We start from the raw sequence: 26,302 nt of genomic DNA, 5'->3' as shown, positions 1-26,302 counted from the left end.
AGATTAGGGGTAAAAGACGGCGATATGGTAGCCGGATGGCGCCGGTTCCGCGACACGGAAGTGCAGCTTCACGGGCTGCTCGGCGTGCGCGGCGAAACCAAGGCCCAGCAGCGGGCCGGCCGGCAGGTAATCGCGCGGGCCGAACACGCGCCGCACCAGCGGCTTGTCGTCGGCGTCCGACAGGGTCAGTTCGATGCTGGGCCAGGCCTGGATCGAATCGCCCTGGTTGCGCAGCTGGGTGCTGAAGGTATAGGCGTTGCCGCCCAGCGTGGTCAGTTCGCCGGTGTCGATCACCAGCTGGTCGATCCGGGCCGGCAGCTCGACGCGGCAGCCCAGCACGCCGCACAGCGAGACCAGCGTCGGCTTCAAGCCGGGATAGCGCGCCGCCAGCGGGGTACGGAAATGCATGACGACCTGCGCCGCCAGGACCAGCAGCAGCAGCACGCTGCCGGCAAGCATCGCGATGCGCATGGCCTTGCCCGAGCGTTCGCGCTGGCGGCCGCGCCGCACGAATTCCGGCTCGTCGGGCTCCGGCACGCGCAGCTTGGGCGGTTCGATCCTGGTCGGCGTCAGCTTGGACTTGCGCGCGGCGCGTGCTTCCGCGGCCCGTGTACGCGGCGTCCTCGGCGCCACCGGGGGCGCGCTGGGCGGAGCCGGCATGGTGACCGTGGCGGGGCCGGATTCGCGCAGCAGCAGGGGCGGCACGGCGGCTTTTGGGGCGGCAGGGGCGGGTGCTGCGGCAAGGGCCGGCGCAGAAGGAGAAACAGAAGCAGGCTGCTCCGGAAAATCGGCCTGGTCCGGGGCCGGTGCGGCCACCAGTTCTTCGTCGACCTGCAGCTCCACCGCAAGCGCCGCCGGTGCGTCGGCGGATGCCTGCGCCATCGACGCCGGCTCGGGGGCGCGGACCGGTTCCGGCGCGGCTTCCGGCGTAGCGTCAGGGATAAGCTCAGCGCTTGCTTCGGGGGCCGGCTCGGCGACCGGCTCCGGCTGTACCTCGTCCGCCGGGGACTGCGCTGCGGCCGGTTCCGACACAGCGTCGGCCACCGGCGCAGCCTCGTTCACCTCGTCGCCGCTGCTTGCCTGGGGCAGGATGCCATAGGGCGAGAAGGCGCGGTCGAACTCGAGGGTGTAGATCGGGTCCTCGTCCGCTTCCGGCGCGGGAGCGGCAGGCGCTTCAGGCTGGGGAGCGGCGGCAGGCGCCGGGGTAAGGGCGGTGTCGGCGTCCGAAGCACGCCGGCGCCGTGGGGAAGGGCGTGGCGCCGCGCTGGCCAGGTCGACCAGCGCGGCGTTGCCGTCAAAGATTTCGGTGCAGGCGCCGCAACGGACGATGCCCCCACGCAGCTTGAGCTGGTCCGCGGCGACGCGGAACATCGTGCCGCAGTGGGGGCATTGGGTGGCGAGCGCCATGCGTCAGCCGGTGATGGCGGAACGCGGCGCGGGTGCGGTGTCCTGGCCGAGCGTCCCGTGAAGGGCGACCCAGCCGTCCTGCTCGGCCCAGACGCCCAGCTTGATGAAAGGTGCGTAGGCGGCGGCCACTTCTTCCGCCTGGCGTGCCAGCACGCCCGACAGGATCAGGGAGCCTCCCGGCGCCACGCGGCCGGACAGCATCGGCGCCATCAGCTTCAATGGGCTCGACAGGATGTTGGCCACGACGATGTCGAACTGGCCCTTCGCATGGCGCTCGTTGGGAGCGCCGGCGAAGTCGTCCGGCAGGTAGAAGTCGATGCTGACCTTGTTGCGCTCGGCATTGCTGCGTGCCGATTCGATCGCCTGCGGGTCGATATCGACGCCGGCGACATCAAGCGCGCCGAGCTTCTTGGCGACCATCGCCAGGATGCCTGAGCCGCAGCCGTAGTCCAGCACCGATTTGCCCGGCGCCGGGTGCGCTTCCAGCCACTCCATGCACAGGCGGGTGGTCGGATGGCTGCCGGTGCCGAAGGCCAGGCCCGGATCCAGCTCGAGGATGAGCCCATTCGGATCCGGCGCCTCGTGCCAGCTCGGCACGACCCAGATGTTCTTGCCGATGTGGATGGGCTCGAACTGCGACTGCGTCAGGCGCACCCAGTCGGCGTCCGCCACCGCGCGGGTGGTGAAGGAGGGCACGACGGGCAGCTTGATGGCGTTGGCGGCTTCCTGCACGATCGCGAACTGGTCGGCGTCGGTGTCGGTCAGCGCGACCACGCGCGAATGGTCCCACGCCGTTTCGGTCGGTTCCATGCCCGGCTCGCCGAACAGCGGCTTTTCCGCGTCCGTGCCTTCGTCCGCGTCTTCCACCGAGACCGACAGGGCGCCCGCTTCCATCAGGGCGTCCGACAGGGCCTCCGCGTGGTCTCGCGCTACTTCGATGACGACTTCCGTCCAGCTCATGCGTTGGTTTCCGATTTGGCGCCGATGCCCGTTTCCTTCGGCAGGTCCGGCTTGGAAGCCAGCTTGTGCTCCAGGTAGTGGATGTTGGTGCCGCCCTCGATGAAGCGGGCGTCGACCATCAGCTCACGGTGCAGCGGGATATTGGTGAGAATACCTTCAACCACCATTTCCGAGAGCGCGATTTGCATGCGGCGAATTGCCTGCTCGCGCGTCGCACCGTAGGAAATTACCTTGCCGATCATCGAGTCGTAATGAGGTGGAACATAATATCCTGCATACGAGTGCGAATCGACACGGATGCCGGGACCGCCCGGCGGGTGCCAACCGGTGATGCGGCCCGGCGACGGGGTGAACTTGAACGGATCTTCGGCGTTGATGCGGCACTCGATCGCGTGGCCCGACAGCATGATGTCGCGCTGGCGGAAGCGCAGCTTCTCGCCGCAGGCGATGCGGATCTGTTCCTGCACGATGTCGATCCCGGTGATCATCTCGGTGACCGGGTGTTCCACCTGCACGCGGGTGTTCATCTCGATGAAGTAGAACTCGCCGTTCTCGTACAGGAATTCGAAGGTGCCGGCGCCGCGGTAGCCGATCTTGCGGCAGGCTTCGGCGCAGCGGTCGCCGATCTTCTCGATCAGCTTGCGCGGGATGCCCGGCGCCGGCGCTTCTTCGATGACTTTCTGGTGGCGGCGCTGCATCGAGCAGTCGCGCTCGCCCAGCCAGACGGCGTTCTTGTGCTCGTCGGCCAGCACCTGGATCTCCACGTGGCGCGGATTTTCCAGGAACTTCTCCATATAGACTTCCGGATTGCCGAAGGCGGTGCCGGCTTCGGTCTTGGTCATCTGCACGGCGCCCAGCAGCGCGGCTTCGGTATGCACCACGCGCATGCCGCGGCCGCCGCCGCCGCCGGCGGCCTTGATGATGACCGGGTAGCCGATCTTGCGCGCGGTCGTGATGATTTCCTTGGGATCGTCCGGCAGGGCACCGTCCGAACCCGGCACGCAGGGCACGCCGGCCTTGATCATGGCCTGCTTGGCCGAGACCTTGTCGCCCATCAGGCGGATCGAGTCCGAACGCGGGCCGATGAAGACGAAGCCCGATTTCTCGACGCGCTCGGCGAAGTCGGCGTTCTCCGACAGGAAGCCGTAGCCCGGGTGGATAGCCTCGGCGTCCGTCACTTCGGCGGCGCTGATAATCGCCGGCATGTTCAGGTAGCTGAGCGCCGACTGGGCCGGGCCGATGCAGACGGATTCGTCCGCCAGCTTCACGTACTTGGCGTCCTTGTCCGCCTCGGAGTGAACGACGACCGTCTTGATGCCCAGTTCGCGGCAGGCGCGCTGGATACGCAGCGCGATTTCACCACGGTTGGCGATGAGGATTTTTTCAAACATGGTAGGTTCGGTGTTTCAGTGAAAACCGGCGCAACAGTCTGGATCAGAAAGCGCGCCGGACACGACATGGATGGGCTAGCGGCAGGACGCCGCCGGGCCGGACAGAGATCGGCTAACAAAACCCCAGGGCAAGGCGCATCGTCGAAGACAGTACGCTAGTACGGCGAGACGATGCAACGCCGCCATGGGGAATTTGTTAGGCGATCTTAGCCGATCACGAACAGCGGCTGGCCAAATTCGACCGGCTGGCCGTTTTCCACGAGAATCTTGGTGACCGTGCCGGCGACGTCGGCATCGATCTCGTTCAGGAGCTTCATCGCTTCGATGATGCACAGGGTGTCGCCCGACTTGATGCTCTGGCCGACTTCGACGAACGCCGGGGCGCCCGGAGCCGACGAGCGGTAGAAGGTGCCGACCATCGGCGACTTGACCACGTGGCCGGTTTGCTCGGCGGCGGCAGGGGCGGCGGCCGGAGCGGCTGCTGCGGGTGCCGGTGCGGCCTGCACGGCCGGCGCGGCGTAGTGCTGCACGGCCTGCTGCGGCAGCATCATCATCTGGCCTTGCGGGTTTGCGGACGACTTGACGATGCGGACCTTGCTTTCGCCTTCGGTGACTTCGAGTTCAGCGATGTCCGATTCGGCGACCAGGTCGATCAAGGTCTTGAGTTTTCTGAGATCCATGTGAAACCCCTTGGTGTTTTATTCGTTTTAGAGAGCGGGCGTCGCGCTGGTGGGTGGCCGCGTCGCCGCTGATACATGAAGTTGACGTAGATTAACGCGATTTAAGCGCAAAGTCGATGGCAAACCGGTATCCGTCCGGACCCAAGCCGCAGATTACGCCTTGCGCAATTGCGGACAGGTACGAGTGGTGCCGGAAGGGCTCGCGGGCATGGACATTCGAGATGTGTACCTCCACGAACGGAATTGCCACCGCGGCAAGCGCATCGCGCAGGGCCACGCTGGTGTGGGTCAGGCCGCCCGGATTGATGACGATCGCCTCCACGCCTTCGCTGCGCGCGGCGTGGATGCGGTCGATCAGGGCTCCTTCATGGTTGCTCTGGAAGCAGTCGAGGCTTGCGCCTGCGCTTGCCGCCTGTGCCTTGGCTGCCTGCTCGATGTCGGCCAGCGTCGTCGCGCCGTACACCGCCGGCTCCCGGGTCCCCAGTAAATTGAGGTTGGGGCCATTAAGCAGCAGTAGCTTTTTCGCCATGTTTAGAGTCTGAACGCCCGAAAGGAAGGCATTGTGCCGCCAAGCTCGGCTATTGGCAAGCAGTAAAATTGCCAGTTGATGAAGGCATGTTCGAAGAAATTCGGAAAAGAACGGTCGTTCGCTAGACCGATTTTCAGCCTTCCAGTTTCGCCAGGTCCGCGCGCAGTTCGTCGAACTTCAGCTTGCCCAGGTAAGTCTTGCGCACCTGCCCATCCGCGCCGATCAATACTGTATACGGCAGGCCCCCGGCCGTATTGCCGAACTCCCGCGACAATTCGGTCCCGCCCATCCCCGCCACATACAGCGGGTAGGCGATCTTCAGCTTGGCCGCGAATTCCTGCATGTTCGACGGCGAATCGATGCCGATGCCGATCACGTTGAAGGTCTTGCCGCCATCCTTGCCTGCCAGCTCGGACAGCTCCGGCATCTCCTGCACGCAGGGCGCGCACCAGGTTGCCCAGAAATTCACCAGGAGCGGCTTGCCGCGCCACTTGGCCAGCGATTGCGGCGCGCCCTGCAGGTCGTTCAGCGACTGCGCGAACAGATTGTCGACCGCCGTGTGCGGCTTGCCGCCGGTCGGGGCGATGGCAGTGGTAATCGGGGGAGGGTCTTTCTTGTTGATCGCCACCAGGGCGCCCATGATGCCGAACATGGCGGCAACGGCCGCATACACGGCCACGTGTTTCTTGTTCATTCGTCCTATTCCAGTGTTACGGGCCGCTCGTCAAACCTACTGCGCGTTGCATTTCGGCCCTGCGATGCTCACCGTACTGAAGTACGGCTGCGCTTCTCGAGCCGAACTGCCGCCGCTCGCTACGGTTTTACGAGCAGCCCTTCGTCGTTCGCCATCAGCGCGCGCAGCCCGGCTGCGTCCACCCGCTGCAGGCGGCCATCGGCGCGCGGCTTCAAGGCCCCGCGCAAGTCATGAAAGTCGTACAACTCGGCATGGATAGTTTCCTTATGCCACATAAAGCTGACCGTTTCAACCGGATCGTGCCGGCCGCCCTTGAAATGGGGCGTTTCCGAGATCTCTATATTGACGTTGCGGTTGAGCAGGTAGATCTCGACTTCCTTGGCGCTGTCGGCGAACAGCTGCAGGTGGATGTCGTCGTGTTCGCCCGCCGTGCCGTTCAGGACGGCGCCGGTGAGGTAGGGACGGAAGTCGGTGAGCTGGTCCATGACCTGCAGGGCGGTCTTGCGCATGGCGCTCAAGCGCGCGGCCTGGCCGGGACCGCCGAACAGGGCCTGGTATTGACGGACCTGTTCCTCGATCTGCATGTTGTCGGGCATTAGGTTGGGGCTGGGGCGGTCCACCCCGAGCACCTGGCGGGCCGCCTTGCGGCGCGCGGTGTCGTAATCGGCGCCATCCTGGGCGATCATGCGCGCAGCAAGGGCAGCAATTTCGGCGCGCAGCTGGAGTACGTCCTTGTTCGGTGTAGGCATGTCTGAATCATACTCTTAAGCGGAAAATAACAGCGGGTCGGGTAAAATCGCGCTTTCGGACAACAAGCGCAGCTAATTCTTCCTCGACCATGCACATTCATATCCTCGGTATTTGCGGCACCTTCATGGGTGGCCTGGCGGTCCTGGCCAAGGAAGCCGGCCACCGCGTCACCGGATGCGACGCCAACGTCTATCCCCCGATGAGCACCCAGCTGGAAGCCCAGGGCATCGAGCTGATCCAGGGCTATGGCCCGGAACAGGTGTCGCTCAATCCCGACCTGTATGTAATCGGCAATGTCATGACGCGCGGGAATCCGCTGATCGAGGAAATCCTGAACCGCGGCCTGCCTTACGTCTCCGGCCCGCAATGGATCGGCGAGCACATCCTGCGCGAGAAATGGGTGCTGGCCGTCGCCGGTACCCACGGCAAGACCACGACCACCTCGATGCTGGCCTGGATCCTGGAAGACGCCGGCTATGCGCCGGGCTTCCTGATCGGCGGCGTGCCGATGAACTTCGGTATCTCGGCGCGCCTGCACGGCGACAAGCCGAGCGACTTCTTCGTGATCGAGGCGGACGAATACGACACCGCCTTCTTCGACAAGCGCAGCAAGTTCGTCCACTACCACGCCAAGACCGCGGTGCTGAACAACCTGGAATACGACCACGCCGACATCTTCCCGGACATCGGCGCCATCGAGACCCAGTTCCACCACCTGGTGCGCACCGTACCGGGCGTGGGCCGCCTGGTCGTCAACGGCGACGAAGCCTCGCTGGGACGCGTGATCAAGCGCGGCTGCTGGAGCGAGAAGGAGAGCTTCGGCCTGTCCGAGGGAGCGAACTGGAGCCTGGTCGAGCACCAGGGCGGCAGCTTCGACGTCCTGTTCAACGGCGACGTCCAGGGCACCGTGCACTGGGAGCTGACCGGCCACCACAACCGCTCGAACGCGCTGGCCGCGATCGCCGCCGCGCGCCACGTCGGCGTGCCGACCTCGCAGGCGATCGCTTCCCTGGCGCGCTTCCAGAGCGTCAAGCGCCGCATGGAAGTGCGCGGCGTCGTCAATAATGTGACCGTGTACGACGACTTCGCCCACCATCCGACCGCGATCGCCACCACCGTGGGCGGCCTGCGCCAGAAGATCGGCACGACTGGAAGAATCCTGGCCGTGCTCGAGCCGCGCTCCAACACCATGAAACTGGGCGCCATGAAGGATGCGCTGCCGGGCAGCCTGAAGGACGCCGACCTGGTGTTCGGCTTCGGCAGCCAGCAGGCGCTGGGCTGGTCGTTGGCCGACGCATTGAAGCCGCTGGGCGGCATCGCCCACAGCTTCGACCAGCTCGACTACATGGTGCAGGCGATCGTGCAGGCGGCCCAGCCGGGCGACCACATCCTGGTGATGAGCAACGGCGGCTTCGGCGGCGTGCACCAGAAACTGCTGGACGCGCTGGCCCCATGATTCTGTATTTGCACGGATTTCGCTCCTCGCCCAAGTCCTTCAAGGCGCGCGTGGTACAGAAAGCGCTGGAAGATGCCGGGCGCGCGCACGAGCTGATCTGCCCGCAGCTGCCGGCCTCGCCGAAGGAGGCGATGGCGCGCTGCCTGCTGCTGGCCGAGCGCCATGCACCCGACAATTTGTCCATCATCGGCTCCTCGCTGGGCGGCTTCTACGCCACCTGGCTGGCCGAGCGCCTGAGCGTGCCGGCGGTGCTGCTCAACCCGTCCGTGAATCCCTTGAAGAACCTCGAGCACCACGTCGGCGTGACCACGGCCTGGCACTCGGATGAGCCCTTCGAGTTCCGCCGCGAATACATCGACGAGCTGGCCGCGCTGCGTATCGAGAAGATCACCAGGCCGGAACGTTACTTCCTGATCGCGGCGACCGGCGACGAAGTGCTGGACTACCGCGACATGGTGGCGCACTACGCCGGGGCCAGGCAGCATGTGATCCAGGGTAGCGACCATGCGATCTCGGAATTCCCGCAGTATGTCGACGACGTGCTGGCCTTCTGCACCAATGCGGGCATGGCGCAGTGAGGGGAAGTTCGCTGAGACTGGCGGCCTGGCAGCCGCATGCCAGCGCCGTGCGCGCGCCGGCAGGCATGCGCGACTGGCTGACCACCGAAGGCTCGCTGACCGCGCGCCTGATGGCGCACAGCGAGGTCTTTCGCGTGCGCCGGCTGCACCAGAACGCCGCTACCTGCCTGGCGGACGAGGCGCGGGCGATCGGCCTGCCGCGTCCGGGCCGGGTGTGGGAGCGCGAAGTGCTGCTCGAATGCGACGGCCGCCCGCGGGTATTCGGCCACACGGTGGTGCCGACAGGCTGCACCGCCAGCGACTGGCCGCTGTTTTCGGCGCTGGGCGAGCGTTCGCTCGGCACCACCCTGTTCTACGACCCGCTGGTGCGCCGTGGCCAGCTGGAATACGCGCGCATCCGCGCGGGCCATCCGCTGATGGAGCGCGTGCGCGCCGCCCTCGGCGGGAGTCACGAACATGTTCGTGACGACTCTCTTTATTATGCGCGGCGCTGCGTCTACCGCCGCCGTCAAGGCCTGCTGCTGGTCACCGAGGTATTCTTGCCCTCGGTGCTGGACCTGAAGCCGACCGGAACACAACAGAACACGAAATAACATGAACGTATTTTTTGAAGAGTCGGGCGATTTCAAGGTCGGCACGGTATTGTCGCAGGCCGGCGAGGCCTACCAGGTGGAGCTGGCCAGCGGCAAGCGCAGCAAGGTCAAGTCCAGGGACGTATTGATCCAGTTCGACAAACCCGAGCCGGAAGCGCTGCTGGCCGCGGCCAAGGGCATCGCCGCCGAGGTGGACCTGGACTTCCTGTGGGAGGTCGCGGGCCAGGAAGAATTCGGCTTCGCCGAACTCGGCCTGGAGTATTTCGGCCATGCGCCGCTGCCGAGCGAGGCCGCCGGCCTGGTGCTGGCGCTGCACGCCGCGCCGATCTACTTCCATAAAAAGGGGCGCGGGCGCTACAAGGCCGCCCCCGAGCAGACCCTGAAGGCGGCCCTGGCCGGCATCGAAAAGAAGAAGCAGCAGGCCATCGTGCAGGCCGGCTACGTCGACGAGCTCAAGGCCGGCAAGCTGCCGCAATCGATGCAGTCCATCGTGCAGCAGCTGCTGTTCAAGCCGGACAAGAACACCATCGAATACAAGGCGCTGGAAGCGGCCGCCTCCGAGCTGCAGACCACGGCGCCGCGCCTGATGCTGAGCACGGGCGGACTGGCTTCGCCGAAGGAACTGCACATGTCGCGCTTCCTGTTCGAGCACTTCCCGCGCGGCGCCGGCTTCCCGGCGGTCGAGGTGCCGAAGGCACCAGGCGACCTGCCGCTGGCGGACGTCGCCGCCTTCTCGATCGACGACGTCACCACCACCGAGATCGACGACGCCATGTCGGTGGTCTGGCTGGACGACGGCACGGTGCAGGTGGGTATCCACATCGCGGCGCCGGGCCTGGGCATCCGTCCTGACGATGCGATCGACAAGATCGCGCGCGCGCGCATGTCCACCGTCTATATGCCGGGCGACAAGATCACCATGCTGCCGGACGAGGTGGTGGACGCCTTCACCCTGTCCGAGGGCAAGGACTGCCCGGCGCTGTCGCTGTACGCGGTGCTCGATCCCGCCGACTGGAGCGTGGTGTCGACCACCACCCGCGCCGAGCGCGTGCCGATCAAGCGCAACCTGCGCCTGAACGAGCTCGACGCCATCGTGACCGAGGAAGCGCTGAACGAGGGCAGCGGCGAGTACGAGCACAAGAAAGAGCTGGGCCTGCTGTGGCAGTGGGCATTGCACCTGGAAGCGGGCCGCATGAAGAAGCGCGAAGCCTTCGGCCTCAAGCCGGAGCAGGCCAACCGCGTCGACTTCAACTTCTACGTGGAAGACGACGTGGTGAGCATCGTGCGCCGCAAGCGCGGCGCGCCGCTCGACAAGATCGTGGCCGAACTGATGATCTTCGCGAACAGCACCTGGGGCAAGCTGCTGCACGACTCGGGCGTGCCGGGCATCTACCGCTCGCAGGGGCCGGGTGCGGGCGGCTGGAACGCCAAGATCCAGGTGCGCATGGTCACGCATGCGGCCCCGCACCAGGGCCTGGGCGTCGACCAGTACGCGTGGAGCACCTCGCCGCTGCGCCGCTACACCGACCTGGTGAACCAGTGGCAGATCCTGGCTTGCGCTTCGCACGGCGTGACCGCGCCGCTGGTGGCGCCGTTCAAGCACCGCGACGCGACCCTGTTCTCGATCGTCTCGGCGTTTGATGCGGCCTACGCGGCCTACAACGACTTCCAGCAGAACATGGAGCGCTACTGGTGCCTGCGCTGGCTGGGTCAGGAGAACGCCAAGCAGGTCGACGCCGTGGTGCTGAAGGAAGACGTGGTGCGCCTGGTCGAGATCCCGCTGGTGGCGCGCCTGGCCGGCATGCCGCAGCTGGCGCGCGGCGCCCAGGTCAGGCTCGATATCGTGCGCTGGGACGAAGTCGACCTGTCGCTCGAGGCGCGCCTGCTCGAGGTGGCGGCGGTGGCGCCGGATGCGTCGCTGGAGCTGGAAGAAGAGGAAGAGGGCGATACCGGCGAGGCGGCGCTGGCCGAAGTCGTGGAAGCCGAGGGTGTCGTGGCTGCGGTGACGACCGAGGAAGGTGTCCAGGTTCCTGCTAGCGCAGGAACGCAGTGACTTAAACGTCAAATTGGGTTCCGGCCTTCGCCGGAACGACGGTCTTAGGGCTAGCCACTACGCTATGAGCTGTCATGCGCGCCACTGGCGCTCATGACTCCCGGCGAAGGCCGGGATCCAAGTTCGTTCCGCAGCCGCCATCGATGTTGCACCACACCCCCGCAATCTCCCCATGCCCGCAGTTGCAGGTTAGAATGCCCCATCCCTGATCCAACAGCCCGTCCGGGCACGCGCAGTGAAGTATTTGCAAGATAACCGTCCCCTGATGATCGCCCTCGGCGTCTCCGTGCTCGCGCACGCGGGGCTGCTGGCGCTGCGTTTCGCCGCGCCGGATGCCTTTCGCCAGCAGCCGGCCGACCCGGGTCTCGAAGTCATCCTGGTCAACGCCAAGCATGCCGAGGCTCCGGTGAAGGCCGACGCGCTGGCCCAGACCAACCTGGAAGGCGGCGGCACGGCGGACGCCGGGCGCGCCCGTTCCCCGCTGCCCGACCTGCGCAAAGTCGAGAACGGCGAAAGCATCAAGGCCCTGCAGCGCCGTATCGCCGAACTGGAACAGCAACAGCAGAACGTCCTGACCCGCGTGCGCTCGTCAAGCTTCCATGCGCCGCCGAAGACCGAGCAGGACAAGCCCGACCCCACCCGTACCGGCAGCGACGCGCTGGACACCAGCCGCGCCATCTCGCGCGCCGCGGCCGAGGTCATCGAGCGCATCGAAGACCAGAACAAGCGCCCCAAGCGCACCCAGATCACGCCCAGCACGCGCCAGGTCGGCTATGCGCTCTACTACAAGGAGATGCAAAAGCGGATCGAGGAAGTCGGCACGCTCAACTTCCCGCAGCAGAACGGCAAGAAGCTGTACGGCGAGCTGGTGGTCTACATCCCGGTGTTCCAGGACGGGACCCTCTATACGAAGGATGGCGGCCCGCGCGTCGAACGCAGCTCCGGCAACCCGGCCCTGGATGCGGCCGCTTTGCGAATCGTGCGCCAGGCCGCGCCCTTCGGGAACTTCCCGGCCAACATGCGCACGCAGGGCAAGGACGACCTGTGGGAAGTGATCACGCGCTTCCGCTTCACCCGCGAAGAAAAGATGCAGACGGAACTGCGAGGAGAGAACGGTTGACTGACAAGTACTGCGTGATCGGCAACCCGATCGCCCACAGCAAATCCCCCGAGATCCACCCCATCTTCGCGCGCCAGACCAGCCAGGACCTGGTCTATGAGCGCTGCCTCGCGCCGCTCGACGGCTTCGCTGCAACCGTGCGGCGCCTGGTGGCCGAAGGCTACCAGGGCGCCAACGTCACCCTGCCGTTCAAGATCGAGGCCGCCCAGGTCTGCACCCGGCTGGAAGAGCGGGCCCGGGCCGCCGGCGCCGTCAACACCCTGGTGTTCGCGCATGGCGAGATCGTCGGCGACAACACCGACGGGCCCGGCCTGGTGGCCGACATCACCCGCAACGCGGGCGTCGCGCTGCGCGGCAAGCGCATCCTGCTGCTGGGCGCCGGCGGCGCCGCGCGCGGCGCCCTGCTGCCTTTCATCCAGCAGGGCCCGCGCGAGATCGTGATCGCCAACCGCACCGTGGCCACCGCCGTGCAGCTGGCCCGCGACTTCGCTCCTTACGGCATCCCGGTGCACGGCACCGGCTTCGACGCGGTGCCGGGCAGCTTCGACATCGTCGTCAACGCCACCTCCGGCAGCCTGGCGGGCGAGGTGCCGCCGGTAGCGGCGAGCGTGTTTGGCCCGGGTACGCTGGCACTGGACATGATGTACGGGAACCAGCCTACCGTGTTCATGGCATTCGCGGCCGGCCACGGCGCCGCCACCCGCGACGGCCTGGGCATGCTGGTGGAGCAGGCGGCCGAAGCCTTCGCCATCTGGCGCGGCGTGCGGCCCAATACGGCGGAGGTATTCAGGAAGATGCGCCCCTAAATAACAACGATGAGCACAACGACAATAACGATGGGTAAAACCCGCAAGGTGGGCGCGAAGTCCTCGCGCCGCTGGCTCAAGTGGCTGATCCTCGGGCCGATCCTGCTGGTGCTGCTGGTCCAGCTCTACTTCTTCGTCATGGTCTGCTGGTATGCGATGTTCAATCCGTCCTCGACCAGTTTCATGCGCCAGCAGCTGGCGGCGCTGCAGGAAAAGAACCCGAAGGCACAGCTCAAGCACCAGTGGGTGCCCTACGAGCGCATCTCGAACAACCTCAAGCGCGCCGTGATCGCCTCGGAAGACGCGCGCTTCAACGAGCACGACGGCGTCGACTGGGAAGCGCTGGAAAAGGCGTATGAGAAGAACAACCGCCGCAGCAAGGTGGTCGGCGGCGGCTCGACCATCACCCAGCAGCTGGCCAAGAACCTGTTCCTGAGCGGCTCGCGCAGCTACCTGCGCAAGGGGCAGGAGATGATCATCGCCTTCATGCTCGAAACCGTGATGCCCAAGCGCCGCATCCTCGAGATCTACCTGAACGTGGTCGAATTCGGCCGCGGCGTGTTCGGCGCCGAAGCCGCCGCCCGCCATTACTACCGCAGCTCGGCCGCCAACCTGGGCCCGGCCCAGGCAGCGCGCCTGGCGGTGATGCTGCCCAATCCGCGTTACTACGACAAGCGCGGCGTGACCAATTACCTTGCGCGCCGCGCCAACGCGATCCAGCGCCAGATGCGTTTCGCCGAGCTGCCCTGAGCGCCGGGCGCCGCCGTCCTGTGACGAAATTGTCGTTACGGGGTGGCCGCTTGCCGGGGCTGTCGGTTACACTTGCGGCAGTTTTCGAATCCCGGCCGAGAAAAGCGCATGATCAACGTATTTGTCCTACAAAATGGCCGCCTGAACCAGGTCAGCGTCGACTCGCGCGAAGACCTGGAGAATGTGACGCCGGTCTGGGTCGACCTGAACGAGCCCACCGACGAGGAGCGCATCCTGGTCAAGACGACTTATGGGGTGACGCTGCCGGGCGAGGACGAGGTGTCGGACATCGAGGCCTCGGCCCGCTACTACGAAGCCGAGAACGGCGACCTGCACCTGCGCACCGACTTCCTGCTCGAGGAAGAGGACGGCCCCTCGCGCGTGGTCACGGTCGCCTTCATCCTGTCCGGGAAAATCCTGTTCTCGGTGCACAACGACGACCTGCCGGTGTTCCGCCTGGTGCGCCTGCGCGCGCGCTCGCGTCCCGGCTCGATCGAAGACTACATGGACGTGCTGCTCGACCTGTACGCGACCGACGCCGAGTACTCGGCGGACGCGCTCGAGGGCATCTACGAGGCGCTGGAAGAAGTCTCGACCCGCGTGCTGCAGAAGGAATTCACTGACCAGGATGCGGCCGCCGCGCTGAACGCGATCGCGCACGAGGAAGACTTGAACGGCCGGATCCGCCGCAACATGATGGACACGCGGCGCGCGGTCAGCTTCCTGATGCGCGGCCGGCTGCTGAACGCCGACCAGTTCGAGGAAGCGCGCCAGATCCTGCGCGACATCGAATCGCTGGACGGCCACACGTCCTTCCTGTTCGACAAGGTGAACTTCCTGATGGATGCCACCGTCGGTTTCATCAACATCAACCAGAACAAGATCATCAAGATCTTCTCGGTGGCCTCGGTGGCCTTCCTGCCGCCGACCCTGATCGCCAGCATCTACGGCATGAACTTCAAGGTCTTCCCGGAGATCGAGTGGGCCTACGGCTATCCCTTCGCGCTGGGCCTGATGGTGGCGGCGATCGCGGCGCCGCTGCTGTACTTCCAGCGCCGCGGCTGGCTGCGCTGATGAAATAAAATTTCAAAAAGAAACGGGCGGTGAAATATTATTTCACCGCCGTTTTCTTTTTACAGCCTAGTCAGCCGATGCGCTTGAACACCCGGCGCGCCGCCTCGACCGTCTCGTCGATCACCGCATCGCTGTGCTGGGCCGACACGAAACCGGCCTCGAACATGGCCGGCGCAAAATACACGCCCTCGTCGAGCATGCCGTGGAAGAAGCGGTTGAAGCGCTCCTTGTCGCCCGCCATCATCTGGCCGTAGGTCGACGGGATGCTGTTCGAGAAGTAGAAGCCGAACATGCCGCCCACCGCGTCGCCGCAGAAGGGAATGTCGTTCTCCTGCGCCGCCTCGGTCAGGCCCTGCACCAGGCGTGCGCTGGCCGCGCCCAGCTTCTCGTAGAAGCCCGGCTCCTGGATCAGCTTCAGGGTCGTCATGCCGGCCGCCACCGCCACCGGGTTGCCCGACAGGGTGCCGGCCTGGTACACCGGGCCGAGCGGCGCCATCTTCTGCATCAGCTCCGCATGGCCCCCGAAAGCCGCCACCGGCAGGCCGCCGCCGATCACCTTGCCCAGCGCGGTCAGGTCCGGCCTGATGCCGTACATCTCCTGGGCGCCGCCCAGGCCCACGCGGAAGCCGCACATCACTTCGTCGAAGATCAGGACCGTGCCGTACTCGGTGCACAGCTCGCGCATGCGCTGCAGGAATTCCGGCGTGGCGCGGATCAGGTTCATGTTGCCGGCCACCGGCTCCACGATCACGCAGGCGATGGTGTCGCCCATCGAGGCAAAGGCGTCTTCCAGCTGCGGAATGTTGTTGTAGTCGAGGACCAGGGTGTGCTTCACGAAGTCTTCCGGCACCCCGGCCGATGTCGGGTTGCCGAAGGTGAGCAGGCCGGAACCGGCCTTCACCAGCAGCGAATCGGCGTGGCCGTGGTAGCAGCCTTCGAACTTGACGATCTTGTCGCGTCCGGTGGCGCCGCGCGCCAGGCGCAGCGCGCTCATGGTCGCCTCGGTGCCCGACGAGACCAGGCGCACCTGCTCGATCGACGGCACCAGGCGGCAGATCTCCTCGGCGATCTCGATCTCGCCCTCGGTCGGGGCGCCGAAGGACAGGCCCCGGCTGGCGGCTTCCTGCACCGCCTTGATCACCTGCGGGTGCGCGTGGCCGACGATGGCCGGGCCCCAGGAACCGATGTAGTCGATGTAGCGCTTGCCGTCGGCATCCCAGAAATACGGGCCTTCGGCGCGGGTGATGAAGCGCGGCGTGCCGCCCACCGAGCGGAAGGCGCGCACCGGCGAGTTCACGCCGCCCGGCGTGGTTTGCTGGGCGCGGGCGAACAGTTGGTCGTTCTTTGACATGGAAGGCTGGGTGTCAGTCATGGTAGCGAAGGGGGCTTGTTCAGCCCCGGTAGGATTTGTTGGGAATGAACTTGCCCATGCCGAAGCGCTGGGCGTGTTCGAGCGCGCCGGTGGTGTACTCCTGGGCGGCGAACAGCGCCTGCGGCGCTTCCATGCCGCAGGCCATCAGGGCGGTGAAGGCCGCCGAATAGGTGTTGCCGGCGCCCACGAAAGGGCCCGGCAGGTGCTGGTACTCGACCTTGGCGACCACGCCGTCGGCGTCGAACAGGGTGTTGGAGCAAGTGCCGTCCTTGTCGCGGGTGCCGGTGACGAGCACGTACTGGCAACCGGCATTGGTCAGTTCGGCGACGTCCGCCAGCAGGGCGTCCGCGCTCTCTTCGCCCTCGTCGGGCACGTCGCGCCAGGTCTCGGCCATGCGGCCCAGTTCCGACTGCGACAGCATCAGGACGGTGGTCTGGGGCGCCAGGATCGAGCGGATCGCGGACAGCATCTCCTCGTCGGCCAGGCCCGAGTCGGGCAGGGCGGACAGGAAGGGGTCGAGGATCAGGGGCGCGTCCGGATAGTCGGACACGATCTCGGCGATCGCCGCCAGCTGCAGCACGGTGGCCACGGCGCCGACCTTGAAGGCGGCCACCGGCATGTCCTCGAGCAGGACGCGGGCCTGGTCGGCCATCCAGTCGCTGTCGACTTCGTGCAGGTTTTCCACCTTGGCGCTGTCGGCGACCAGCAGCCCGGCGACCACCGACAAGCCGTGGCATCCGTGCGCGGCGAAGGCGGCCAGGTCGGCCTGCACGCCGAGCGCGCCGACCGGGTCGGACACGCCAAATGTCAGGATCAGGGGTAAGGTTTGGTTTTGCACGACGCCTGGATTAATATACGCGACTCTCCATTTTACTTTACCGAGGAAGCATATTGTGAGTAACGAATCGACGGCCCCCTTCCAGACCTGGATGTGCCTGATCTGCGGCTGGGTCTATGACGAGGCCGCCGGCGCCCCGGACGACGGCATCGCACCGGGCACCCGCTGGGCCGATGTGCCGATGAACTGGACCTGCCCGGAATGCGGCGCCCGCAAGGACGATTTCGAGATGACCGCTATTTAAGATTGCGTCAAAAACATGTGTGTTTGCAGGATGTTACGGGAATGTGAACTCCATAGTTGACGTATTGCAACATATCACGCACAAGGCGAAAACCCTGTGCTATCGTGGCGCTTCATGCTGAAGTGAAACGAAAATGACGACATCGCCGCACCCAACCGGCCTGACCATCATGGTGATCGACGACAGCAGCACGATCCGCCGCTCCGCCGAAATCTTCCTGACCCAGGCCGGCTACCAGGTGGTGCTGGCCGATGACGGCTTCGATGCGCTGGCCAAGATCAACGACCATCACCCTGCGCTGGTGTTCTGCGACATCCTGATGCCGCGCCTCGATGGCTACCAGACCTGCGCCCTGATCAAGAAGAGCGCGCGTTTCCACGCCACCCCGGTGCTGATGCTGTCGTCCAAGGACGGCCTGTTCGACCGTGCGCGCGGCGCCATGGTGGGCGCCAGCGCCTACCTCACCAAACCATTTTCCAAGGACAGCCTGCTGGCCGCGGTGCGCGAGCACACGGCGGCGAAGGCTTGACCGATTACCGACCCCGGAGCCCAAGGTGGCCATTCAACACATCCTGATCGTCGACGATTCCCCGACCGAACGCTTCTACCTGACCGACATCCTGGCGCGCGCCGGCTATGCCGTGAGCACCGCCGTCAACGGCGAAGAGGCGATCGACAAGATCCGCGCCGAGCGCCCGCAGCTGATCCTGATGGACGTGGTCATGCCCGGCGCGAACGGCTTCCAGGTGACGCGCTCGATCGCGCGCGACCCGGAGCTGAGCACGATCCCGGTCATCATCTGCAGCAGCAAGAACCAGGAAACCGACCGCATCTGGGGCATGCGCCAGGGCGCCAAGGACTACCTGATCAAGCCGGTCGACCCGGCGCTGCTGCTGGCCAGCATCGCCTCGCTCGACGCCAGCCCGGCGGCCGCCGCAGCATGAGCGGGGGCGAGGCCAGGCTCGACCCTGCGGCACGCCGCACCCGCCTGCGCGAATACCAGGAGCAGCTCCTCGAGCGCATGCAGGCGGCCAAGGGCGGCGGCGGCGCGCCGATCCAGCAGCTCGGCATGCAGGTGGGCGGCACCCGCTACCTGCTCGACCTGCTGGAAGCCGGTGAAATCGTGTCGCCGGTGCCGCTGGCGCGCGTGCCCCTGACCCAGCCCTGGTACCTGGGCCTGGCCAACGTGCGCGGCACCCTGGTCGGCGTCATCGACCTGGCGCGCTACCTCGGCGAGGAGGGACAGCCGGCCTCGGGGCCGTCCGCCCGTCTCGTCACCTTCGCCCCCACGCTCGGCTTCAACTGCGCGCTGCTGGCCGACCGCGTGTACGGCCTGCGCCAGGCGGCCGGCATGCAACGCGAGGGCGAGGTCCTGCGCGACGCCGACGACCAGCTGTGGACGCCGCTTTCGCTGGCGGCCCTGGTGCGGGAAGAGCGTTTCCTGCACGTGGCGCAGCAGCCGGACGGACGCAGCTAACCAATACAACAAAAGCAGGACCAGGAGCCGGTATGGGATTCGCCTCGAAACTCAGCATGAACGTATTCTCGAAGGACAGCGCGGACGACGATACCGTGCTGGCCTCGCCCGACACCCAGTTCGGCCCCGGCGTGCTGGCGCCGCCCTCCCATGACGCCGCGCATGGCTCGGCCGACGCCGCCGCGCGCCGCCTCGGCAGCACCCGCCCGCGCAAATCCCAGCCGGGCGCGGGTGAATCCGCCGGCGAGGGCGACGAGCTGCGCCTGCCGCTGATCGGCCACCTGTCGCTGTCGCGCCAGCTGCGCCTGGTGCTGGCCGCCTTCGTGGCCGGCATCCTGCTGACCGTGCTGTCGATGTGGCAGAACGCCGCGCGCACCGACGTGGTCTCGAACCAGGGCCAGATCGCCTCCGACGCCCTGATGCATGCCCAGCGCGTGGCCAAGGCCGCACCGAACGCCCTGCGCGGCGAGATGGGCGCCTTCAACGAACTCGACGACAGCCGCGCCGAAGTCGGCCGCCTGCTGCAGCTGCTGGCGCGCGGCGGCCAGGCCGACGGCAAGGCCATCCCCGCATCCTCCGGCGAGCTGCAATCGCTGCTGGCCAAGGCGCGCTCGGCCTGGGTCGCCTCGAACGCGGCCGCCACCACCATCGTCGGCAACAAGCGCCACCTGGTCGGCTTCGGCGCCAGCGTCGACAAATTCGAGCCGCTCGCCAAGGAGCTGCAATCGATCGCCGACAAGCAGCCCGGCAACGCCGCCCTTGGCCGCCTGGCCGCGCTGGCCGAGCGCCTGTCGGTGTCGACCCATGCCTTCCTGGCGCCGGGCGCGGCCCACCGCGAGGCGGCGCGCGCCATCGTGCGCGACGGCGCCGAACTGGGCGCGCTGCTCGACAGCCTGGCCGACGGCAACGGCGCCGGCATCGATCCCGTCCTGCGCGAGCGTGTCGTCGATGCGCGCACTGCCTACAAGGGCTGGCAGGAAGGCCTGGCGCCGCTCTCCACCAACGGGCACAACTTCAACGCCTCCCACGCCGCCGAGCAGGTCATCGCGCGCGACAACGAGGGCCTGCGCTCGACCCTGGCGCGGGCGCAGCTCCAGTACCGCAGCGCGCTGGACACCAGGAGCGGCTGGTTCTGGCTGCTGGTCGGCGCCTCGATCTTCACCCTGGCCATGGGCGGCAGCATCAGCCGCGTGATGCTGCTGGACTCGCGCAACCGCGCGCGCGGCGCCGAAGCGCGCCGCCGCGAGGCCGAGGCGATGCGCCAGCTGGCCCAGGCCAAGGAAGAGGAAGCCAAGGCCACCAACGACCAGAACCAGGCGGCGATCCTGCGCCTGATGAACGAACTGCAGGAAGTGGCGGACGGCGACCTGACCGTGCACGCCACCGTCTCGGAAGACATCACCGGCGCGATCGCCGACTCGGTCAACTACACGGTCGAGGAACTGCGCGAACTCGTCTTGCGGGTCATCAGGACCACCGAGCAGGTGACGCGCGCGGCCGGCGGCGCCCAGGCGGTGTCGACCGAGCTGCTGGGCGCGGCCGACGCCCAGTCGCACGAGATCCAGGAAGCATCGAGCACGGTGCTGCGCATGGCCACCGAGATTTCCGAGGTGTCGCGTTCGGCCACCGAATCGGCCGACGTGGCGCGCCAGTCGGTGGCGGCGGCGGAGCAGGGCGCGCGCGCCGTGCAGAACGCGATCCTGGGCATGAACGAGATTCGCGAGCAGATCCAGGAAACCTCGAAGCGCATCAAGCGCCTGGGCGAATCCTCGCAGGAGATCGGCGAGATCACCGACCTGATCTCGGACATCACCGAACAGACCAACGTGCTGGCGCTGAACGCGGCGATCCAGGCCGCGTCGGCGGGTGAGGCCGGGCGCGGTTTCTCGGTGGTGGCGGAAGAGGTGCAGCGCCTGGCGGAGCGTTCGGCCGAGGCGGCCAAGGGCATCGGCGCGCTGGTGCGCACCATCCAGGCCGACACCCACGACGCCGTGGCGGCAATGGAAAAGTCGACCCAGGGCGTGGTCGAGGGCGCGCGCCTGTCCGATGCCGCCGGTGCGGCGCTGATCGACATCTCGCGCGTGTCGAACCGCCTGGCGGAGCTGATCCAGGAGATTTCGGGCGCGGCTGAACGGCAGGCGACGTCCGCCAACGGTGTGGCCCATAATATGCAGCATATCCTCTCGGTGACCGAGCAGACCCAGGGCGGCACGCGCCAGACGGCGCAGTCGATCCGCGAACTGGCGCTGCTGGCCCAGGAACTGAAGGATTCCGTGTCGCGCTTCCGCGTGGCGGCATAACCAGCATCATCACCTGTAACCCGAGCCCATGACGAACCCATCCTCCCAACGCATGCCAGCCTTCGATACCGGTCCCCTGTCCTGGGTGATCGGCGAGATCAGGGATGCATTGGGACGCTCGGGCACGGCCCTGCGCGATGCGGCCGGGCGCAGCCCCGAGGCGCAGCCGACCCTGCTGCTGCACGCGAAGACCCACCTGCACCAGGCCGACGGCGCCCTGCAGCTGGTGGACGTGGAAGGCGCCGCGGTGCTGGGCGGCGCGGCCGAACAACTGATCGACGCCTTCAAGGACGGACGGGTCGCGTGCACGCTTGACGCGGTCAAGACCGTGCAGGACGCCTACCAGGCCCTGGTCGAATACCTCGACGAGCTGCTGGCCGGCAGCCGGCAGCAGCCGGCGCGCCTGTTCCCCTATTACCGCGACCTGCAGGAGCAGCTGGGCGTGGAACGCATCCACCCGTCCGACCTGCTGCCGGCCGACCTCGGCAAGGGTGTCGAACTGGATATACCCGCATCCGGCGACAAACCGGACGTCGCGGCCTGCCGCGCGCGTTTCGAAAAAGCGCTGCTGCCCTACCTGAAGAGCGGGGACGCGCAGCACGCGGCCGGCATGCGCGATGCGCTGGCTCCCATCGCGGCCAGCCAGGAAGAGCCGCGCGCGCGCCTGTTCTGGCAGGCGCTGCATGCCTTTGCCGGCGTGGTGGCCGACGGCCAGATCGACAGCGACCTGTATGTGAAGCAGCTGCTCGGCCAGGTCAACCTGCAGCTGCGCCGCCTGTCGCAGGGGCAGGGCAGCACGCCGGACGCGATGCTGCGCGACGCGCTGTTCTTCGTCGCGGCAGCCGCCCAGCCGAACCCGGACGCCCAGCGCCTGCGCCAGGCCTGCCGGCTGGACGGCCTGGTGCCGCACGACTACGCGGCGCGCCATTACGGGCGCATCGACCAGGCCACCTTGCAGGAAGCGCGCGAGGCGCTGGCCCGCACCAAGTCGGACTGGGACCGCATCGCCACCGAGGGCGACCGCGAGGTCGAGGAAGATTTCAACGAGCAGCTCTCGCGCCTGGCCGGCGCCAGCGAAAAGCTGGGCGCCCCGGCCCTGGCCCAGCTGATGCGCGAACTCGGGCGCGCCGCGACGGACGCCATGCAGGCCGGCCGCAGCGACGAGGTCAAGCTCGAGATGGCCACCGCCATGCTGTTCGTCGAGAATGGCCTGGACCAGCTGCGCCAGCTGCCCGAGGACTTTGCCGAGAATGCCGAAGCGGTCGGCGCGCGCCTGCTGGCGCTGGCCGCCGGCGAGACCCCGCCGGATGCGCCGCAGTGGCAGGGAGAACTGGCGCGCCAGATCCAGCAGGGCCAGACCGTGGCGGTGCTGGCCGGCGAGATCAAGGCCGGCCTGCGCCAGGTCGAGAAGCTGCTCGACGATTACTACGACAACCCGGCCAGGCGCGAGGTGCTGGCCCAGGCCGAGCCGGTGCTGCACCAGCTGCAGGGCGCCCTGGCCATCCTCGACCAGGAACAGGCCGTGCAGGCCGTGCGCCACGTCGCTGGCGAGGTGCGGACCCTGGAGGGCAGCGCCGGCGAGGTAAGCACGCAGTCCGCCGTGCTGCACAACATCGCCCAGAACATCGGCGCGCTCGGCTTCTTTACCGACCTGCTGGCGCAGGACAGCGAGGCGGCCAGGGGCCGCTTCACCTTCGACCTCGAGAAACGCCTGCTGCGCGAGCTGCCCTTCGAATTCGTCGAGGCGGCGCCGGAGCCGGTCCCGGCCCAGGAAGCCGCGACGCAGGAAGCACGGCAGCAGGAAGCGACCATCGAGTCCGAACTGCTCGAGATCTTCATCCTGGAGGCCCAGGAAGTGCTGGGCTTCGTGCTGGAAGCGCTGCCCCAGGCCGAGAGCAATCCGGGCAGCCAGGAGACCTTGACCCTGTTGCGCCGGGGCTTCCACACGCTCAAGGGCAGCAGCCGCATGGTGAGCCTGAACAGCTTCGCCGAAGGCGCCGCCGCGGTCGAGCGCGTCATGAACCTGTGGCTGGCCGAGGCGCGCAGCGCCACGCCCGAGCTGCTGGGCCTGCTGCGCCAGGCGCATGCGGAACTGTCCGCCTGGGTGGCCGAACTGGCCGCCGGCGGCGCAGCGCAGCGCGACAGCGCGGCGCTGGTCGCGGCCGCGGCGCGGGTGCTGGAGGGCGCCGCGCCTGAGGAGCTCCCGGTGCCGGTGCTCGAGGATATCCTCGAGCCCGAACCCGAGCCCCAGGCGGACACCAAACGCATCGGCGGCCTGGACATCCCGCTCGGCCTGTACACGATCTACCTCGACGAGGCCGAGACCCTGGTGCAGCTGCTGGCGCAGGACTTCGAGGACTGGCGTGCGGAACCGGAACGGCGCGCTTCGCCAGAGGCCCTGAAGGCGGCGCACACCCTGGCCGGCACCTCGTCCACGGTCGGCTACGCCGCGCTGCGCGACGTCGCCCATGCGCTCGAGCTGGTGCTGGAAAAGCTGGCGGCGCCGGGCCCGGTGCTCGACGACGACGGCCGTGAGCTGCTGGAGTCGACCCTGTCGCGCGTGCGCACGATGCTGCAGGTGTTCGCCCTCGGCGAACTGCCCCCGGCCCAGCCGGAGCTGATCGCCCAGCTCGACACGCTGCTGGCGCGCCTGGCCAGCCAGCAGGCGGCAAGCGTGTACGGCGAGGTCGACCCGGAGCTGGCCGTGACGCTCGACGCCTTGTTCGCCTCCGCCTACGGCGAGATCCTGGCGGCGCCGCCTCCGCCCGAGCAGCTAGCTGCGCCGCGCGAAGAACAGCAGCAGGAGCGCGTGGCCGACGAGATCGACGAGCTGTTCGACAGCTTCCTCGACGACCCGTTTGCCGCCCCGGCCCTCGACCAGGCCGCGCCGGCGCAGCCGGAGCCGGCTTTTGTCGCGGTCACGCCGGACGAGGCGGTGCTCGATGCGGCGCCGGAAAGCGTGGCGGCGGTGCCGGACATGGTCCCCGAACCGGTGCCGGAACCCGCGCCGGCGCCTGCGCCTGCCGCGGCCGACAGCGTGCTGGCCACCAGCCCGGCCTTCACCGACGAACTCGACCCCGACCTGCTGCCGGTGTTCCTGGAAGAGGGCGCCGACCTGTTCCCGCAGATCGGCAACGGCCTGCGCCAGTGGCAGCAGAACCCGCAGGACCATGCCATCGCCCAGGGCTTGCTGCGCGCGCTGCACACGGTGAAGGGCAGCGCCCGCATGGCCGGCGCGATGCGCCTCGGCCAGCACACCCACGAGCTGGAAACCCAGATCGAGAACATGGTCCACGCCGGGACCACCACGCCGGCCGCGTTCGACGAACTGCTGGCGAACTATGACGGGGCCCTGCTGCTGTTCGAACAGCTGCAGCAGCCCGCGGCGATGGCGGCGCCTGCAAGCGTACCGGCGCCCGCCGAGCAGCCGGGCAGCCGCGCGCCGCTGGTGCGGGTGCGCGCCGACATCCTCGACCGCGTCGTCAACCAGGCCGGCGAGGTGTCGATCTCGCGTTCGCGCCTGGAAAACCAGGTCGGGGTGCTCAAGGGCGCCTTGTCCGACTTCTCGGACAACCTCGACCGCCTGCGCCGCCAGATGCGCGAGATCGAGATGCAGGCCGAGTCCCAGATCGCATCCACCCTGTCGATCGCCGGCGAGGAGAAGTTCGACCCGCTCGAGTTCGACCGCTTCACGCGCCTGCAGGAACTGACGCGCATGATGGCCGAAAGCGTGAACGACGTGGAAGCCTTCCACGACAGCCTGTCGCGCACGGTGGACAGCGCGGCCGAAGACCTGGCGGCGCAATCGCGCATGACGCGCGACCTGCAGCGCGACCTGATGCGGGTGCGCATGGTGCCGTTTGCGAACCTGGCCGAGCGCCTGTTCCGTATCGCGCGCCAGACCGCAAAGGAACTCGAGAAACGCGTCAACCTCGACATCCGCGGCGGCTCGGTGGAAATCGACCGCAGCGTGCTGGAACAGATGGCGGCGCCCTTCGAACACCTGCTGCGCAACGCGATCGTGCACGGCATCGAAGCGCGCGCCGCACGCGCGGATGCCGGCAAGCCCGAGACCGGCGAGGTGCTGGTGCAGGTGAGCCAGCACGGCAACGAAGTGGCGATCGTCTTCAGCGACGACGGCGCCGGGCTGGACCTGGAGCGCATCCGCGCCAAGGCGCGCGACCTGGGCCTGCTGGGGCCGGACCAGGTCGTGAACGACCAGGAAGCGGCCGAACTGATCTTCGAGCCGGGCTTCTCGACCGCCGACACGCTCACCGAGCTGGCCGGGCGCGGCGTCGGCATGGACGTGGTGCGCTCCGAGGCGCAGGCGCTGGGCGGCCGGGTGCTGGTCTCGACCGAGCCGGGTAGAAGCACGCGCTTCGCCATCCACCTGCCCCTGACGCTGGCGGTGGCCCAGGTCGTGCTGGTCGCGAGCGGCGGGCGCACCCATGCCTTGCCGGCGACCCTGGTCGAGCAGGTGCTGCAGGTGCGCGACACCGAACTGGGCGCGGCGCAGGCCGCCGGCGCGATCGCCGTGGCCGGCCAGCCGCACGCCCTGCACACGCTCGCCGTGCTGCTGGGCGAAGGCAAGGGCGGCGCGCTGCAGCGCCTGAACCCGGTGCTGGTCGTGCACGGCGCCGGCGGGCGCATCGCGCTGCGCGTGGACGAGGTGCTGGGCAACCGCGAAGTGGTGGTCAAGAACATCGGCCCGCAGCTCTCGAGGGTGCCGGGCATCGCCGGCGCCACGGTGCTGGGCACGGGCGAGATCGTGCTGATCCTCGATCCGGTGGCGCTGGCCCAGCGTCCCGCGGCGCAGGCAGCGGACATCGTCGAGGAGGCGCAGCCGGAACGGAAAGCCGCCATCATGGTGGTGGACGACTCGATCACCGTGCGCCGCGTCACCCAGCGCCTGCTGGAACGCGAAGGCTACCGGGTGATGCTGGCCAAGGACGGCGTCGACGCGCTCGAGCAGATCGAGGAGTCGCGGCCGGATTTGATGCTGGTGGATATCGAGATGCCGCGCATGGATGGCTTCGACCTGACGCGCGAGCTGCGCAGCAGGGAGACGACCAGGGCGATTCCGATCATCATGATCACCTCGCGGACGGCGGACAAGCACCGCAATGTGGCGCTGGGCCTGGGTGTGAATGCCTATTTCGGGAAGCCGTATCAGGAGCCGGTGTTGCTGGCGGCGATTGAGAGTTTGCTGAGTAAAGTGAAGAGCTAGGGG

Annotated in this window: 23 protein-coding genes; 14 read left to right on the top strand and 9 right to left on the bottom strand. The window is 67.4% G+C overall.

Features of this window, described 5'->3' with window-relative positions; genetic code table 11:
* Positions 1 to 3 precede the first annotated feature (3 nt).
* From FG94_RS20070 to FG94_RS20040, 7 genes are all read right to left on the bottom strand, one after another.
* Positions 4 to 1,407 (bottom strand): zinc-ribbon and DUF3426 domain-containing protein, encoded by a 1,404-nt coding sequence (locus tag FG94_RS20070; RefSeq protein WP_081926093.1) that lies wholly within the window; start codon positions 1,405 to 1,407, stop codon positions 4 to 6.
* 3 nt (positions 1,408 to 1,410) lie between these two features.
* Positions 1,411 to 2,367 (bottom strand): 50S ribosomal protein L11 methyltransferase, encoded by a 957-nt coding sequence (prmA, locus tag FG94_RS20065; RefSeq protein ID WP_036215339.1) that lies wholly within the window; start codon positions 2,365 to 2,367, stop codon positions 1,411 to 1,413.
* The gene (accC, locus tag FG94_RS20060; RefSeq protein ID WP_036215337.1) at positions 2,364 to 3,758 is read right to left on the bottom strand and encodes an acetyl-CoA carboxylase biotin carboxylase subunit; all 1,395 of its coding nucleotides are present in this window, start codon (positions 3,756 to 3,758) and stop codon (positions 2,364 to 2,366) included. Before accC ends, prmA begins: the two co-directional genes overlap by 4 nt.
* Positions 3,759 to 3,964: 206 nt before the next feature.
* Positions 3,965 to 4,438 carry an acetyl-CoA carboxylase biotin carboxyl carrier protein gene (gene accB / locus FG94_RS20055; RefSeq protein WP_036215335.1) on the bottom strand — a complete coding sequence of 158 codons (474 nt, stop codon included), beginning with the start codon at positions 4,436 to 4,438 and terminating at the stop codon, positions 3,965 to 3,967.
* A gap of 91 nt (positions 4,439 to 4,529) precedes the next feature.
* Positions 4,530 to 4,967, bottom strand: coding sequence for a type II 3-dehydroquinate dehydratase (gene aroQ / locus FG94_RS20050; protein ID WP_036215333.1), 438 nt, complete (start codon positions 4,965 to 4,967; stop codon positions 4,530 to 4,532).
* Between the two features lie 133 nt (positions 4,968 to 5,100).
* Complete coding sequence (locus tag FG94_RS20045) at positions 5,101 to 5,661, bottom strand: TlpA disulfide reductase family protein (protein WP_036215331.1); 561 nt, start codon at positions 5,659 to 5,661, stop codon at positions 5,101 to 5,103.
* A gap of 119 nt (positions 5,662 to 5,780) precedes the next feature.
* Entirely contained in the window at positions 5,781 to 6,410 is a 630-nt protein-coding gene (locus tag FG94_RS20040) for a hypothetical protein (RefSeq protein WP_036215328.1), read from the bottom strand.
* 89 nt (positions 6,411 to 6,499) lie between these two features.
* Between FG94_RS20040 and mpl the strand changes: the two genes are divergently transcribed.
* The 8 genes from mpl (at position 6,500) to corA (ending at position 14,841) form a co-directional block, all read left to right on the top strand.
* A complete protein-coding gene (gene mpl, locus FG94_RS20035) occupies positions 6,500 to 7,867 on the top strand; it encodes a UDP-N-acetylmuramate:L-alanyl-gamma-D-glutamyl-meso-diaminopimelate ligase (RefSeq protein ID WP_081926092.1) in 1,368 nt (455 codons plus the stop codon).
* Entirely contained in the window at positions 7,864 to 8,445 is a 582-nt protein-coding gene (locus FG94_RS20030) for a YqiA/YcfP family alpha/beta fold hydrolase (RefSeq protein ID WP_036215322.1), read from the top strand. The genes mpl and FG94_RS20030 overlap by 4 nt, the downstream gene beginning before the upstream one ends.
* Positions 8,442 to 9,038, top strand: a complete 597-nt coding sequence (locus tag FG94_RS20025; RefSeq protein WP_036215319.1) for a chorismate lyase — start codon at positions 8,442 to 8,444, stop codon at positions 9,036 to 9,038. Before FG94_RS20030 ends, FG94_RS20025 begins: the two co-directional genes overlap by 4 nt.
* A gap of 1 nt (position 9,039) precedes the next feature.
* Positions 9,040 to 11,091 carry a ribonuclease catalytic domain-containing protein gene (locus FG94_RS20020; RefSeq protein WP_036215316.1) on the top strand — a complete coding sequence of 684 codons (2,052 nt, stop codon included), beginning with the start codon at positions 9,040 to 9,042 and terminating at the stop codon, positions 11,089 to 11,091.
* Between the two features lie 265 nt (positions 11,092 to 11,356).
* Positions 11,357 to 12,211: a TonB family protein gene (locus FG94_RS20015; protein WP_051996938.1), complete on the top strand. Its 855-nt coding sequence runs from the start codon at positions 11,357 to 11,359 to the stop codon at positions 12,209 to 12,211.
* Complete coding sequence (aroE, locus tag FG94_RS20010; RefSeq protein ID WP_036215310.1) at positions 12,208 to 13,017, top strand: shikimate dehydrogenase; 810 nt, start codon at positions 12,208 to 12,210, stop codon at positions 13,015 to 13,017. Before FG94_RS20015 ends, aroE begins: the two co-directional genes overlap by 4 nt.
* 30 nt (positions 13,018 to 13,047) lie before the next feature.
* Positions 13,048 to 13,767, top strand: coding sequence for a monofunctional biosynthetic peptidoglycan transglycosylase (gene mtgA, locus FG94_RS20005; protein WP_036215308.1), 720 nt, complete (start codon positions 13,048 to 13,050; stop codon positions 13,765 to 13,767).
* A 108-nt stretch (positions 13,768 to 13,875) separates the two neighbouring features.
* Positions 13,876 to 14,841, top strand: coding sequence for a magnesium/cobalt transporter CorA (gene corA, locus FG94_RS20000; RefSeq protein ID WP_036215305.1), 966 nt, complete (start codon positions 13,876 to 13,878; stop codon positions 14,839 to 14,841).
* Between the two features lie 70 nt (positions 14,842 to 14,911).
* Here the strand turns inward: corA and hemL are convergent, their stop codons facing one another.
* A complete protein-coding gene (gene hemL / locus FG94_RS19995) occupies positions 14,912 to 16,192 on the bottom strand; it encodes a glutamate-1-semialdehyde 2,1-aminomutase (protein WP_373965456.1) in 1,281 nt (426 codons plus the stop codon).
* A 40-nt stretch (positions 16,193 to 16,232) separates the two neighbouring features.
* Entirely contained in the window at positions 16,233 to 17,051 is an 819-nt protein-coding gene (locus tag FG94_RS19990; RefSeq protein WP_036215300.1) for a hydroxymethylpyrimidine/phosphomethylpyrimidine kinase, read from the bottom strand.
* A 91-nt stretch (positions 17,052 to 17,142) separates the two neighbouring features.
* On the opposite strand from FG94_RS19990, the gene FG94_RS19985 reads away from it, so the two are divergent.
* The 6 genes from FG94_RS19985 to FG94_RS19960 all read left to right on the top strand — a co-directional run bounded on the left by FG94_RS19985 (position 17,143) and on the right by FG94_RS19960 (position 26,299).
* Positions 17,143 to 17,295, top strand: a complete 153-nt coding sequence (locus tag FG94_RS19985; RefSeq protein ID WP_029755924.1) for a rubredoxin — start codon at positions 17,143 to 17,145, stop codon at positions 17,293 to 17,295.
* A 133-nt stretch (positions 17,296 to 17,428) separates the two neighbouring features.
* Positions 17,429 to 17,824, top strand: a complete 396-nt coding sequence (locus tag FG94_RS19980) for a PleD family two-component system response regulator (protein ID WP_036215297.1) — start codon at positions 17,429 to 17,431, stop codon at positions 17,822 to 17,824.
* A gap of 25 nt (positions 17,825 to 17,849) precedes the next feature.
* On the top strand, positions 17,850 to 18,239 hold the full coding sequence (locus FG94_RS19975; RefSeq protein WP_036215294.1) for a PleD family two-component system response regulator: 390 nt from the start codon (positions 17,850 to 17,852) through the stop codon (positions 18,237 to 18,239).
* Positions 18,236 to 18,772, top strand: coding sequence for a chemotaxis protein CheW (locus FG94_RS19970; RefSeq protein WP_036215291.1), 537 nt, complete (start codon positions 18,236 to 18,238; stop codon positions 18,770 to 18,772). The genes FG94_RS19975 and FG94_RS19970 overlap by 4 nt, the downstream gene beginning before the upstream one ends.
* A 56-nt stretch (positions 18,773 to 18,828) precedes the next feature.
* Positions 18,829 to 21,072, top strand: a complete 2,244-nt coding sequence (locus FG94_RS19965; RefSeq protein WP_229446005.1) for a methyl-accepting chemotaxis protein — start codon at positions 18,829 to 18,831, stop codon at positions 21,070 to 21,072.
* Between the two features lie 28 nt (positions 21,073 to 21,100).
* Positions 21,101 to 26,299, top strand: a complete 5,199-nt coding sequence (locus FG94_RS19960; protein WP_036215285.1) for an Hpt domain-containing protein — start codon at positions 21,101 to 21,103, stop codon at positions 26,297 to 26,299.
* The last annotated feature ends 3 nt before the right edge of the window (positions 26,300 to 26,302 follow it).

It is taken from the genome of Massilia sp. LC238 (genome assembly GCF_000735635.1).
In the GTDB taxonomy this organism is placed as follows: domain Bacteria; phylum Pseudomonadota; class Gammaproteobacteria; order Burkholderiales; family Burkholderiaceae_D; genus Telluria; species Telluria varians.
The sequence above is the reverse complement of the archived record's forward strand: the minus strand, read 5'-3'. Positions and strand labels throughout refer to the sequence as shown.